Source organism: Streptomyces sp. 2-1 (assembly GCF_048564895.1).
Taxonomy (GTDB): Bacteria; Actinomycetota; Actinomycetes; order Streptomycetales; family Streptomycetaceae; genus Streptomyces; species Streptomyces phaeochromogenes.
In genome coordinates this window covers 2,715,976-2,728,327 of the sequence record NZ_CP183383.1, presented here as the reverse complement: position 1 = coordinate 2,728,327, position 12,352 = coordinate 2,715,976, and the positions used below count along the sequence as shown (strand labels likewise).

At 71.2% G+C, this 12,352-nt stretch carries 13 protein-coding genes; 8 read left to right on the top strand and 5 right to left on the bottom strand.

The window, feature by feature from the left end; translation table 11 throughout:
* The first annotated feature begins 7 nt into the window (after positions 1-7).
* From ACN20J_RS11965 to ACN20J_RS11950, 4 genes are all read left to right on the top strand, one after another.
* Positions 8-496 carry a DUF3574 domain-containing protein gene (locus ACN20J_RS11965; RefSeq protein ID WP_190229426.1) on the top strand — a complete coding sequence of 163 codons (489 nt, stop codon included), beginning with the start codon at positions 8-10 and terminating at the stop codon, positions 494-496.
* Positions 497-659: 163 nt separating this feature from the next.
* Positions 660-2,048: an aldehyde dehydrogenase family protein gene (locus ACN20J_RS11960; RefSeq protein WP_190229425.1), complete on the top strand. Its 1,389-nt coding sequence runs from the start codon at positions 660-662 to the stop codon at positions 2,046-2,048.
* Between the two features lie 38 nt (positions 2,049-2,086).
* On the top strand, positions 2,087-3,172 hold the full coding sequence (locus ACN20J_RS11955) for a Zn-dependent alcohol dehydrogenase (RefSeq protein ID WP_419668870.1): 1,086 nt from the start codon (positions 2,087-2,089) through the stop codon (positions 3,170-3,172).
* A 350-nt stretch (positions 3,173-3,522) separates the two neighbouring features.
* Positions 3,523-4,902, top strand: coding sequence for an MFS transporter (locus tag ACN20J_RS11950; protein WP_419665869.1), 1,380 nt, complete (start codon positions 3,523-3,525; stop codon positions 4,900-4,902).
* 13 nt (positions 4,903-4,915) lie between these two features.
* On the opposite strand, the gene ACN20J_RS11945 is transcribed toward ACN20J_RS11950, so the two are convergent.
* The 3 genes from ACN20J_RS11945 to ACN20J_RS11935 all read right to left on the bottom strand — a co-directional run bounded on the left by ACN20J_RS11945 (position 4,916) and on the right by ACN20J_RS11935 (position 7,499).
* The gene (locus tag ACN20J_RS11945) at positions 4,916-5,899 is read right to left on the bottom strand and encodes a DMT family transporter (protein WP_189840233.1); all 984 of its coding nucleotides are present in this window, start codon (positions 5,897-5,899) and stop codon (positions 4,916-4,918) included.
* 101 nt (positions 5,900-6,000) lie between these two features.
* Complete coding sequence (locus ACN20J_RS11940; RefSeq protein WP_190229422.1) at positions 6,001-6,720, bottom strand: ArsR/SmtB family transcription factor; 720 nt, start codon at positions 6,718-6,720, stop codon at positions 6,001-6,003.
* 140 nt (positions 6,721-6,860) lie between these two features.
* Complete coding sequence (locus tag ACN20J_RS11935) at positions 6,861-7,499, bottom strand: TetR/AcrR family transcriptional regulator (RefSeq protein ID WP_190229421.1); 639 nt, start codon at positions 7,497-7,499, stop codon at positions 6,861-6,863.
* A 103-nt stretch (positions 7,500-7,602) separates the two neighbouring features.
* Between ACN20J_RS11935 and ACN20J_RS11930 the strand changes: the two genes are divergently transcribed.
* The 3 genes from ACN20J_RS11930 (at position 7,603) to ACN20J_RS11920 (ending at position 9,857) form a co-directional block, all read left to right on the top strand.
* Positions 7,603-8,754, top strand: coding sequence for an acyl-CoA dehydrogenase family protein (locus ACN20J_RS11930; protein WP_189840111.1), 1,152 nt, complete (start codon positions 7,603-7,605; stop codon positions 8,752-8,754).
* 60 nt (positions 8,755-8,814) lie between these two features.
* The gene (locus ACN20J_RS11925; RefSeq protein ID WP_055612233.1) at positions 8,815-9,102 is read left to right on the top strand and encodes a YiaA/YiaB family inner membrane protein; all 288 of its coding nucleotides are present in this window, start codon (positions 8,815-8,817) and stop codon (positions 9,100-9,102) included.
* A 125-nt stretch (positions 9,103-9,227) separates the two neighbouring features.
* Positions 9,228-9,857, top strand: a complete 630-nt coding sequence (locus tag ACN20J_RS11920; protein WP_189840110.1) for a TetR/AcrR family transcriptional regulator — start codon at positions 9,228-9,230, stop codon at positions 9,855-9,857.
* Positions 9,858-9,948: 91 nt separating this feature from the next.
* Here the strand turns inward: ACN20J_RS11920 and ACN20J_RS11915 are convergent, their stop codons facing one another.
* The gene (locus ACN20J_RS11915) at positions 9,949-10,410 is read right to left on the bottom strand and encodes a MaoC family dehydratase (protein WP_190229420.1); all 462 of its coding nucleotides are present in this window, start codon (positions 10,408-10,410) and stop codon (positions 9,949-9,951) included.
* Positions 10,411-10,578: 168 nt separating this feature from the next.
* Between ACN20J_RS11915 and soxR the strand changes: the two genes are divergently transcribed.
* Complete coding sequence (gene soxR, locus ACN20J_RS11910) at positions 10,579-11,088, top strand: redox-sensitive transcriptional activator SoxR (protein ID WP_281402060.1); 510 nt, start codon at positions 10,579-10,581, stop codon at positions 11,086-11,088.
* A gap of 52 nt (positions 11,089-11,140) precedes the next feature.
* Here soxR and ACN20J_RS11905 read toward each other — a convergent pair whose 3' ends face one another.
* Positions 11,141-12,208: an RNA ligase (ATP) gene (locus ACN20J_RS11905; RefSeq protein WP_419665868.1), complete on the bottom strand. Its 1,068-nt coding sequence runs from the start codon at positions 12,206-12,208 to the stop codon at positions 11,141-11,143.
* Positions 12,209-12,352 lie beyond the last annotated feature (144 nt).

Here is a 12,352-nt window from a genome sequence, read left to right as displayed (position 1 = left end):
TGCGTTCATGATCATGGACACCACGCGTACCCGCCTCGCCGTCGCGACGGCCTCCGCCCTCCTCTTCGCCGGCGCCCCGGCCGCGTACGCCACCCTCACCGACACCGGGACCCGGCCGACGACCGCAACGGCCCCGGCGGCTCTGACGGCTCCGGCGGCCAGGGGCGCGGCATACGTCGAGACCCGCCTCTTCTTCGGCACGGAACGCCCCGACGGAGGCCCGGCCGTCACCGACGGACAGTTCATGGACTTCGTCGACCGGCAGGTCACCCCCGCCTTCCCGGACGGCCTCACCGTGCAGGACGGCCGCGGGCAGTGGCGCGACAGGAACGGCGTCATCGAACGCGAGCGGTCGTACGAGCTGATCCTGCTGTACCCCGTGGGGCGGGCGAAGGCGGCCGACCCCGGGATCGAGCGGATCCGCGACACGTACGAGAAGGAGTTCGGCCAGGAGGCCGTGGCCCGCCTCGACGAACCGACGCGCGCGGACTTCTGAGGTCCGGCGGGCCCGTACTCCCGTGGGGCCTCCGGGGTGATCCCCTGTGGGCCTTGTGATCGTCCCGGGGCCCCTGGTGCCCAAAAACTAACACCGCTAGTTTGGGGTCTCGGACGACGGCTAGGTTGGGCGGCGCAGACGACGCCCCTCCCGGGAGGAACGCATGAAGGCACACGACGGCATGTACATCGACGGCGAGTGGCGCCCGGCCGCCGGGACGGACACGATCGCCGTCGTGAACCCGGCCGACGAGCAGGTCATCGCCCACGTCCCGGCCGGCACCGCCGACGACGTGGACGCCGCCGTACGAGCCGCGCGCGGGGCCCTGCCGGCCTGGGCCGCCACGCCGGCCGCCGAGCGGGCCGCGCGGATCGCCGCACTCCGGGACGTCCTCGTCGCCCGCAAGGAGGAGATCGCCGAGACGGTGACCGCCGAACTCGGCTCCCCGCTGAAGCTCTCGCAGGCCGTGCACGTCGGAGCGCCCATCGCGGTCGCCGGTTCGTACGCCGAGCTGGCCGCCTCGTACGCCTTCGAGGAGAAGGTCGGGAACTCGACCGTCCATCTGGAGCCGGTCGGTGTGGTCGGCGCGATCACCCCCTGGAACTACCCGCTGCACCAGATCGTCGCCAAGGTCGCCCCGGCCCTCGCGGCAGGCTGCACGGTCGTGCTGAAGCCCGCCGAGGACACCCCGCTGACCGCCCAGCTCTTCGCGGAGGCGGTCCACGAAGCGGGCCTTCCGGCCGGGGTCTTCAACCTCGTCACCGGCCTCGGCCCGGTCGCGGGCCAGGCCCTCGCCGGACACGAGGGCGTGGACCTGGTCTCCTTCACCGGCTCGACGGCCGTCGGCAGGCAGATCGGCGCGACCGCGGGCGCGGCCGTCAAGCGCGTCGCCCTGGAACTCGGCGGCAAGTCCGCCAACGTCATCCTGCCGAGCGCCGACCTCGCCAAGGCGGTCAACGTCGGCGTGGCCAACGTGATGTCCAACTCCGGCCAGACGTGCAGCGCCTGGACCCGCATGCTGGTCCACGACTCGCAGTACGACGAGGCGGTTGCGCTGGCGGTGGAGGCGGCGGCGAAGTACGGCGAGCGCATGGGGCCCGTCGTCAACGCCAAGCAGCAGCAGCGCGTGCGGAGTTACATCGAGAAGGGCGTCGCGGAGGGGGCGAGGCTGGTGGCCGGCGGCCCTGAAGCGCCGCGCGACCAGGGCTACTTCGTCAGCCCGACCGTCTTCGCGGACGTGACTCCCGAGATGACCATCGCCCAGGAGGAGATCTTCGGCCCGGTCCTCTCGATCCTCCGGTACGAGGACGAGGCCGACGCGCTGCGGATCGCCAACGGCACGGTGTACGGGCTGGCGGGGGCCGTGTGGGCCGGCGAGGTGACGGAGGCCGTGGCCTTCGCACGGCAACTCGACACCGGGCAGGTGGACATCAACGGCGGGCGCTTCAACCCCCTTGCCCCCTTCGGCGGTTACAAGCAGTCGGGGGTCGGCCGGGAGCTGGGCTCGCACGGTCTGTCGGAGTACCTCCAGACCAAGTCCCTGCAGTTCTAGTCCCAGGAGGGGTGTACGACATGACTGCTGCGACGCACATGGTTCGCGCCGCTGTTCTGCCCGCCGTCGGGGCTCCGCTGGAGATCACCGAGATCGAGTTGCCGGAGGTGCCGGGGCCCGGGCAGGTCAGGGTCCGGCTGGCCGCGGCCGGGGTCTGCCACTCCGACCTCTCCCTGTCCGACGGCACCATGCGGGTGCCGGTGCCCGCCGTGCTCGGCCACGAGGGGGCGGGTACCGTCGTCTCCGTCGGACCCGGGGTCACGCACGTCGCGCCCGGGGACGGGGTGGTCCTCAACTGGGCTCCCTCCTGCGGAAGTTGCCACGCCTGCTCGCTGGGCGAGGTGTGGCTGTGCGCCAACGCGCTGGTGGGCGCGGGGGAGGTGTACGCGCGGCGCTCCTCCGACGGGGCCGAGCTGTATCCCGGGCTGAACGTCGCCGCGTTCGCCGAGGAGACGGTGGTGGCGGGTGCGTGTGTGCTCCCCGCGCCGGACGGGATTCCGCTCACGGACGCGGCGCTGCTCGGCTGCGCCGTGCTCACCGGGTACGGGGCCGTCCACTACTCGGCGCGAGTACGGACCGGGGAGACCGTGGCCGTGTTCGGGGTGGGCGGGGTCGGTCTCGCGGCGATCCAGGCCGCGCGGATCGCGGGTGCGTCGACGATCGTGGCGGTGGATGTGTCGCCGGAGAAGGAGTCCCTGGCGCGGGCGGCCGGGGCGACGGAGTATGTCGTCGCGTCCGACACCACCGCGCGGGAGATCCGGGGGCTCACCGGCAAGCAGGGGGTTGATGTGGCGGTGGAGTGCGTGGGCCGGGCCGTCACGATCCGTGCGGCCTGGGAATCCACTCGCCGGGGCGGGCGTACGACGGTCGTCGGCATCGGTGGGAAGGACCAGCAGGTCACCTTCAACGCCCTCGAACTCTTCCACTGGGGTCGTACGCTCTCCGGTTGCGTCTACGGCAACTCGGATCCGGCCCGAGACCTGCCGCTCCTTGCCGACCACGTCCGCGCGGGGCGCCTGGACCTGGGCTCCCTCGTAACCGAACGGATCGCCCTGGACGGCATCCCGTCGGCCTTCGAGAACATGCTGGCGGGGAAGGGGGGCCGGGCGGTGGTGGTGTTCTAGGCCGCCCCCGCCGCAGACCTTTCTTCGCCCCCGCCGCCCCTACCCGTCCCGTCCCTGGGGGCTGCGCCCCCAGACCCCCGCTATCGGCCTGAACGGCCTCGTCCTCAAACGCCGGACGGGCTGAGATGTGCCTGGACTGGGCTATAGAAGTTCAGCCCCGGCCGCGAATTCTTCAGCCCCTCCGGCGTTTGAGGAGCGGGGGTTCGGGGGCGGAGCCCCTGAAAAGGGACGGGAATGGGTAGGGGCGGCGGGGGCGAAGAAAAACCGATCCTGGCACACCCGTTGACCCACATACCGTCCGGTCAGTACGTTGCCGCGAACGTCCCCGCACCCACCGGAGTGTGCACCGCATGGACACCGCTCCTTCCGCTCTCCCCAGCACATCCACCCCAGCCCAAGACGCCAGAAACCGCCGCAAAGGGGCAACGGCCGCCGCCCTCGCCTCAGCAGTCGAGTGGTACGACTACTTCGTCTTCGGCATAGCGGCAGCCCTCGTCCTCGGAGACCTGTACTTCCCCGCAGGCAGCTCCTCCGCAGGAGTCCTCGCCTCGTTCGCCACCTTCGCGGTCGGCTTCTTCGCCCGCCCCTTCGGCGGAGTGATCGCAGGCCACCTCGGCGACAAACGGGGCCGCAAGCCCATGCTGGTCCTGGCCCTGACCCTGATGGGCGTGGCCACGACGGGCATCGGCCTCCTCCCCACGTACGAGACGATCGGCATCGCCGCCCCGGTCCTGCTCGTCACGCTCCGCGTCATGCAGGGCATCGCGGTCGGCGCCCAGTGGGGCGGCGCGATGCTCCTGGCCACCGAGTACGCCCCGGAAGGCAAGCGGGGCATCTACGGCAGCTTCGTCCAACTCGGCGTCCCCATCGGCGTGGTGACCGCCAACTCGGTCTTCCTCCTCGCAGGTGCGTTCACCAGCGAGTCGGCGTTCGCGGCGTGGGGATGGCGGCTCCCGTTCCTGGTCGGCCTGCTGGTCCTCGTACTCGCCTGGTACATCCACAAGCACGTCGAGGAGACCCCGGAGTTCCGGGCGGCCGAACGGGCCCTGGCCGAGAAGGAGAGGGAAGAGAAGGGACAGGCGACAGAACAGGGAGCAGGCAAGGGAAAGGGCGGCGACGGCGCGCGGAACTCCCCACTGCGCACCATCCTCCGCGGCCACCTCGGCACGGTCTTCCTCGCGGGCGGTTCGTTCGCCGTGAACACCGCGACCTTCTACATCCTGATCACCGGCGTCCTCGACTACACGACCCGCGAACTCGACATGAACCGCGGCGCAGTCCTCACGGTCTCCCTCTGCGTGAGCCTCACCCAGCTCGTCCTGATCCCCGCGTCCGCCGCGCTCTCCGACCGCATCGGCCGCATCCGGATCTACGGTCTCGGCGCGGCCGGCATCGCCCTGTGGGCCGTACCGATGTTCCTGCTGATCGACACGGGCTCGCTGCTGTGGCTGGCGGTCGGCACGTTCGTCGCCAGCTGTTTCCTCAGCATCATGTACGGGCCGCAGGCCGCCCTGTTCGCCGAGCTGTTCACCCCCGAGATGCGGTACACGGGCGCCTCGCTCGGCTACCAGATCGCAGCCGTCCTGGGCGGCGGACTCGCGCCCTTCGTGATGGTGCTCCTGCTGGAGACGACGGGCACGTCGATGTCGGTGTCCGCGTACATCATCGGGCTCGCCGTGATCGCGCTCGGATCGATCAAGGTCCTTGCGGACAGGGCGCGTTCACGCTGAGAGGCCGGGCCGCCTAGGCCTGCTCGCGCTGCGGCTCCGGATTCGTCTCCGGGGCCGCGGCGACGGGCCCGGCGGCAGCCGCAGGCCCAACTTCCGCCGCCGCGGCGGCCGTTCGCGGCCGCGACCGTGACACCGCCACCCCCGCCAGACACACCAGCCCGCCGACGAGCGTGATCCAGCCCGGCACCTCGTCGAGCGCCACCCAGGACATCAGCACCACCAGCGCGGGCACCGCGTACGTCGTGGCCCCCATCTTTCCGGCCGTCGTACGGGCCAGCGCGAACGCCCAGGTGGTGAACGCGAGGGCGGTCGGGAAGACGCCCAGGTACACCATGTTGAGAGTCGCGGACAGCGGGGCGTCGGCGGCGTCCGAGACCAGTTGCCCGGCGAACGGCAGACAGGCGACCGCCCCGATCGCGCAGCCGAACGTCGTCACCTGGAGCGCGGAACCGTGCCGCAGGGCCGGCTTCTGGGCGACCACACCGCCCGCGTACGCCACCGCGGCGAGCAGACAGAGCAGCACGCCGAGCACGGAGGCGCTGCCCTCGCCGGACATCGACAGGCCGACGACCGCCGCTCCCGCGAACGACACGGCCATCCCGGCGAGCAGCCTCGGCGGCAGCCCCTCCTTGAGCAGCCACCCCGCCAGCAGCGCCATGATCAGCGGGCCGACGTTCACCACGAGGGCGGCGGTGCCCGCGTCGACCTTCTGTTCACCCCAGTTGAGCACCACCATGTAGAGCCCGAACCAGAGCAGCCCGGACACCACGATGCCCGGCCAGGCGGCGCGCGGCGGCAGCCCCTCCCGGCGTATCAGACAGATCACGCCGAGGACCAGCACCCCGGCGAGCAGCCGGCCGAGCGCCAGCGCACCGGGCGCGTACGCCTCGCCCGCACTTCGGATGGACACGAACGCGGAGGCCCACAGCAGCACGGTGATCGTCGCGGCTCCGGCCGCGAGCAGTTCCGTACGGCGGGGGGAGTGGAGAGACTTCATCACGTTCCAGAGGCTAGGTGGGGAGACCGGAAAGGGCTCGCGGTTTTCGGACCGGGCGTACCTCCGCTTCCGGACCGGGCGTACCTCCGCGCGGGCGCGGGTCAGTGGAGCGTCTCCGGCTGGATTCCCAGCAGTTCCGACAACGCCCGTTCGCCCTCAGCCGTGACCTTCACGGCCCGCTCCGAGCCGATGCGTACGCACCAGCCCGTGTCCAGGGCGTGCCGGCACAGGGCCGCTCCCGCGATGCCGGCGAGATGGGGACGGCGTTCCGTCCAGTCCAGGCAGGCCCGGGCGAGCGGGCGGCGTCCGGTGCGTACGAGGGGGACTCCGAGGCCGTCGAACCAGCGCACCCCTTCGTCGGTGAGGGCGAACCCCGTGTCCTGCCGGAGCAGTCCGAGCCCGGTCAGCGCGTCGGTGACGGCGATGCCGAGGCGGCCGGCCAGGTGGTCGTAGCAGGTGCGGCCCCGGGCCATCGCGCTGCCCGCGCCGGCCTCGCGCAGGGTGCGGGGTCGTACGGCGGCCGTCGGCGAGACCTGGGCGGCGAGGTCCTCGACGAGCTGGGCGACCCGCGCGTCGGCCAGCCGTACGTACCGGTGCCGCCCCTGCCGTTCCTCGGCGAGCAGTCCGCCCGCGACGAGCTTGCCCAGGTGCTCGCTGGCCGTCGACGCGGCGACCCCCGCATGCCGGGCCAGTTCCCCGGCGGTCCACGCCCGCCCGTCGAGCAGCGCCAGCAGGAACCCGGCCCGCGTCTCGTCGGCGACCAGGGAGGCGAGCGCGGCGAGCCCGGCAGCCCCGGCGGCCCCTGTCCGTGAGGAGGTCATGCACCCAGCATGCGCGACACACAGTTCGGCGGGCACCGAAGGATGAGCGCCCTGTAAGGGGCGCGGGGCTGTATCGATCCGCGGGGGCGCGACCAGCCACGTACGGCCCGAGGGCCGAAGAACGGCAGGCGGCGGAACGCCTAGTCCCCGCGCAACCCCTCGAACTGCAGCGCCAGCCCGTCCAGCAACGCCCTGAGTCCCGTCTCGAAGGCCCGTTCGTCGATCTTCTCCTGCTGTTCGGCGAGGAGGTGGGCCTGCCCGAGATGCGGATAGTCGGCGGGGTCGTACGCGGTCTCGTCGTCCACGAAGCCCCCGGCGAACGATCCCAGCGCGGAGCCCATCACGAAGTACCGCATCAGCGCGCCGATGGACGTGGCCTGCGCCGGAGGCCATCCCGCCTCGACCATCGCACCGAAGACGGCGTCGGCGAGCCGCAGTCCGGCCGGGCGGCGGCCGGGGCCGCGGGCCAGGACCGGGACGATGTTCGGGTGGTCGCGGAGGGCGGCCCGGTAGGAGACGGCCCAGTCGTGCAGTGCGGTGCGCCAGTCGCGCCCGTCCTCGAACATCGACAGGTCGACCTGTGCGCTCACGGAGTCCGCGACCGCCTCCAGGATCTGGTCCTTCGTCCGGAAGTGGTTGTAGAGGGACGGACCGCTCACGCCCAGTTCGGCGGCGAGCCGGCGCGTCGAGACGGCGGCCAGGCCCTCGGCGTCCACCAGCGTCCGGGCCGCCCCGACGATCCGGTCGGTGCTGAGGAGGGGCTTGCGCGGTCTGGCCATGGCGCACATAGTAGGGCTGCGAACCGTAAACTAGCAGTGCTAATTTAATGCTGCGGCAGTCAAGTCGCGGCCGTCACGTGGCCTTCGACCGGGAGGACTCGCCATGAACCTGGGGCTCAGCGAGGAGCAGACCGCCGTCCGACGGCTCGCCAGGGACTTCGTCGAGCGGGAGATCGCCCCGCACGTCGTCGCCTGGGACCGGGCCGAGGAGGTCGACCGCTCGATCGTGAAGAAGCTCGGCGACGTCGGCTTCCTGGGGCTCACGGTCGACGAGGAGTACGGCGGATCCGGCGGCGACCACCTCGCGTACTGCCTGGTGACGGAGGAGCTGGGCCGGGGCGACTCCTCGGTCCGCGGCATCGTCTCGGTCTCCCTCGGCCTCGTCGCCAAGACCATCGCGTCCTGGGGGAGCGAGGAGCAGAAGCGGCAGTGGCTGCCGGGGCTCACCTCGGGTGCGTACGTCGGCTGCTTCGGCCTCACCGAACCGGGCACGGGATCCGACGCGGGCAACCTGTCGACCAGTGCGGTGCGCGACGGCGACGACTACGTGATCAGCGGCAGCAAGATGTTCATCACCAACGGCACCTGGGCCGACGTCGTGCTGCTCTTCGCCCGCTCGACCGACGCCCCGGGCCACAAGGGCGTCTCCGCCTTCCTCGTGCCCACCGACACCCCCGGCCTGACCCGCCGCACCGTCCACGGCAAGCTCGGACTGCGCGGCCAGGCCACCGCCGAGCTGGTCCTCGAGGACGTCCGCGTGCCGGCCTCGACGATGCTCGGACCCGAGGGCAAGGGCTTCTCCATCGCCATGTCCGCGCTGGCCAAGGGGCGGATGTCCGTCGCGGCCGGCTGTGTCGGCATCGCCCAGGCCGCGCTGGACGCCGCCGTGACGTACGCGACCGAGCGCGAGCAGTTCGGCAAGACCATCGCCCACCACCAGCTCGTCCAGGAACTGCTCAGCGACATCGCCGTGGACGTCGACGCGGCCAGGCTGCTCACCTGGCGCGTCGCTGATCTCGTCGACCGGGGCGAGCCGTTCGCCACCGAGTCCTCCAAGGCCAAGCTCTTCGCCTCGGAGGCCGCCGTGCGCGCCGCGAACAACGCCCTCCAGGTCTTCGGCGGCTACGGCTACATCGACGAGTACCCGGTCGGCAAGCTGCTGCGCGACGCCCGCGTGATGACCCTCTACGAAGGCACCAGCCAGATCCAGAAACTGGTCATCGGCCGTGCGCTGACGGGGATTTCGGCCTTCTGAGTACGCGTCTGAGTACGCGAGCGGATGTGATTCCGGCCGCGCGGGCCGACTCTGGTGCGCATGAGTGAGACACCGGTCAAGCAGCAGAACACCGCCGCCTTCTACGGCCAGGCGGTCCTATCGTTCGGCGTCGCCGTCGTCGCCACCACCATCGGCATCTTCAAGCTGGAGGCCGACACCTGGGTGCGCGCCTTCCTGGGGATCGCCGTCCTCTACCTCGTCACCTCCGCCTTCACCCTCGCCAAGGTGATCCGCGACCGTCAGGAGGCCGGGCAGATCGTCAGCCGGGTCGACCAGGCCCGCCTGGAGAAGCTCCTCGCCGCACATGACCCCTTCGAGAAGCTGTGACGCCGGAAGCCGTCGGGCGGTGAAGCTCTGCGCGGGTTTTCCACGCCTCTGATCGGGCACTCTAAGCGCCCGCTCAGCATCGGAGGTATGGTGTTCGTTCTGCCAGTGGAAGGGGCGAACCAGCGATGAGTACGGCGGAGGAGACGGCCGGTGCGGAGATGCCGCCGTGGGCCGAGGTCACCCCGGACGCGGCCCGGCGGCTGCTCGTCGCCGCCGTGGAGGCCTTCGCCGAGCGCGGGTACCACGCGACGACGACCCGTGACATCGCCGGCCGGGCGGGGATGAGCCCGGCCGCGCTCTACATCCACTACAAGACCAAGGAAGAACTGCTCCACCGGATCAGCAGGATCGGGCACGAGAAAGCCCTGGAGATCCTGCGGACGGCGGCCCAGGGCGAGGGCAGTGCCGCCGAGCGGCTGGCGGACGCCGTGAGCTCCTTCGTCCGCTGGCACGCCGGCGGGCGCACCACCGCACGGGTCGTGCAGTACGAACTGGACTCGCTCGGCCCGGACGCCCGGGCCGAGATCATCGCCCTGCGCCGCCAGGTCGACGCCGAGGTCCGCGGCATCATCCAGGACGGCGTGGCGGCGGGCGACTTCGACGTCCCGGACGTCCCGGGAACCACCCTCGCGGTCCTCTCCCTGTGCATCGACGTGGCCCGCTGGTTCAACGTCAACGGCACGAGGACGCCGGACGAGGTGGGCACCCTCTACGCGGACCTGGTCCTGAGGATGGTCGGGGCGGAGCCCCGATAGGGGCGCGGGGCCGTGACATCAGCGGCTGCGCCGCGGGGCACGGCCGGCCGCAACCGGCCCGCAGCCCACACGCGACCGGGTCAGAAGCAGTTCAGAAGTAGTACCGGGACACGGACTCGGCCACGCAGACCGGCTTGTCGCCCCCCTCGCGCTCCACGGTGAAACCGACGGACACCTGCACGCCACCGGGCACCTCGTCAACGCCCGTGATCTTCGCCGTCGCGCGCAGCCGCGACCCCACCGGCACCGGAGCGGGAAAACGCACCTTGTTCGTCCCGTAGTTGACGCCCATCCTGACGCCCTCGACCGTGATCAGCTGAGGCCCGAACAGCGGCAGCAGCGACAACGTCAGATACCCGTGGGCGATGGTCGTCCCGAAGGGACCCGCCGCGGCCTTCTCGGGGTCCACGTGAATCCACTGGTGGTCCCCTGTCGCGTCGGCGAACAGATCGATCCGCTTCTGGTCGACCTCCAGCCAGGCGCTGTACCCCAACTGCTCGCCCACCGCCGCCTTCAGTTCGTCGGCGGACGTGAAGATCCTCGGCTCTGCCATGTCCCTGGCCTCCCGCGTAGCAATGTCTAAGCAACTGCTTAGCATGGTAGGGCGAGGGTTTCCTGTCAACGGACCGGAAGCGTGACGAATGACGAGTGACGAATGACGAGTCACGCGCGACGAGGACGGCGGGCGAGGCAGGCCGACGGCATGGGTAGGCTTCGAGGGGTGCCCCAGATTCCCGAGAAGATCCATGAACTCACGGTCGGCCAGCTGTCGGCCCGTAGCGGCGCCGCCGTCTCGGCCCTGCACTTCTACGAGTCCAAGGGCCTCATCAGCAGCCGCCGCACGACAGGCAATCAGCGCCGCTACCACCGCGACGCACTGCGCCGGGTCGCCTTCGTACGGGCCGCGCAGCGCGTCGGGATCCCGCTGGCCACGATCCGCGACGCGCTCGCCGAGCTGCCCGAGGAGCGCACTCCCACGCGCGAGGACTGGGCCCGCCTCTCGGAGGCCTGGCGGTCCGAACTCGACGAGCGCATCAAGCAGTTGGGCCGCCTGCGCGATCACCTCACGGACTGCATCGGCTGTGGCTGTCTCTCGCTGGAGACCTGTGTCCTGTCCAACCCCGACGACGTCTTCGGCGAACGGCAGAGCGGCTCCCGCCTGATGGTGGAACGCCCGGGCACCAGGAAGCAGCGCGAGCAGCCGGACGAGGAGCCCAGGGCCTGCGGCTGAAGCGGCCACTGGGCTCCTGAGACCCGGGGCTCTTGAAGCCCCGGGCCCCTCCTCACTCGTACTCCGTGCCGCCCTTGCGTGTCAGATACGCCGGGCTGACCGCCTTCGCGACGGCCCGGCCGCCCGTCACCGGGCTGTACCGCTCGGTGACGGGCCTGATCACGACACCCTCGCGCAGATGCAGCCCCTGCCCGGACACCGTCTCGCGCCCGGAGGCGAACTCCAGGACGCGGCCGATGTCGTACGGACCCTCGTAGAGCCGTGGCACGAGCGGCAGTTCGCCCGTGAGCAGCTCCGTCGCGTCCAGCCAGCGGACCTCGCCGTCGATCTCCGCGGACACGTCGAACACCGCGTACCCGAGCGTCTCGCGGCGGCCGTCGGCGCCGTACGTGAGGTCCTGAACGCCCGCTCCGTACACCTCGCCGAAGACGCCGACCCGGCGCGCCCCGAGCCGTTCGGCGAGCCGGGCCGCGGCTGCCGCGACGCCGTGGCCGTGGACCGCGCGCCAGTACAGGTTGCGCGGGTCCTCAGTGAGGGCCAGGTACTTGGCGCCGAAGCCCTTCGAGGAGACCTGGACGCGGCCGTCCTCGGCGAAGTACGTGACCAGGCAGGCCGAGCCGTGCAGCTTCTCGGTCAGGACCACGTCCTCGCCCGGGGTGAAGATGTCCGGGTAGCGCTGGATGTTCTCGATGTCGACCCAGGGCAGCAGATCGGGAGCCTGCTCGACCTCGCCGTCCATCGTGGGCGGTATCGGCGGCACCCACTTGGTGATGCCGAGCCGCTCCGCGAAGTCCGTGCCGTCCGCGGCGGCCCGTGCCAGGTCGACGCCGGCCAGCGCCTTCGGCCGGCAGACGATGCCCTGCGACAGCTCGCCGCGCAGCCGTACCGCCTTCACGCGGTCCGACCTGCTTCCCGCGAGGCGTCCGGTCAGGCCCAGCTCCTCGATCAGGTCCTCGGGCAGTACGGACTGCTCGGGGATGTAGACGGCGGTCTCACCGGTGCGGTACACGCCCTTGGCGACGACTGCTCGGTACAGGCCCACCTGGGCCAGTTCGAGCGCGTCGGCGTTCGGATGCTCGTGGACGGTCAGCACTTCGGCGGTGACGCGCAGCGTCGACATGGCGGGGCTCCTCGGGTTCCTCAGACCGGTTTCATCGCCTCCAACTGTCCGTACGGGAAAGGGGTGGAGCGAAGGATTTTGGGGCTGGTATGTGCGCGGCCGGAGCCGGAGCCGGGTGGTGACCTGCGGCCCCGGTGGGGAGCG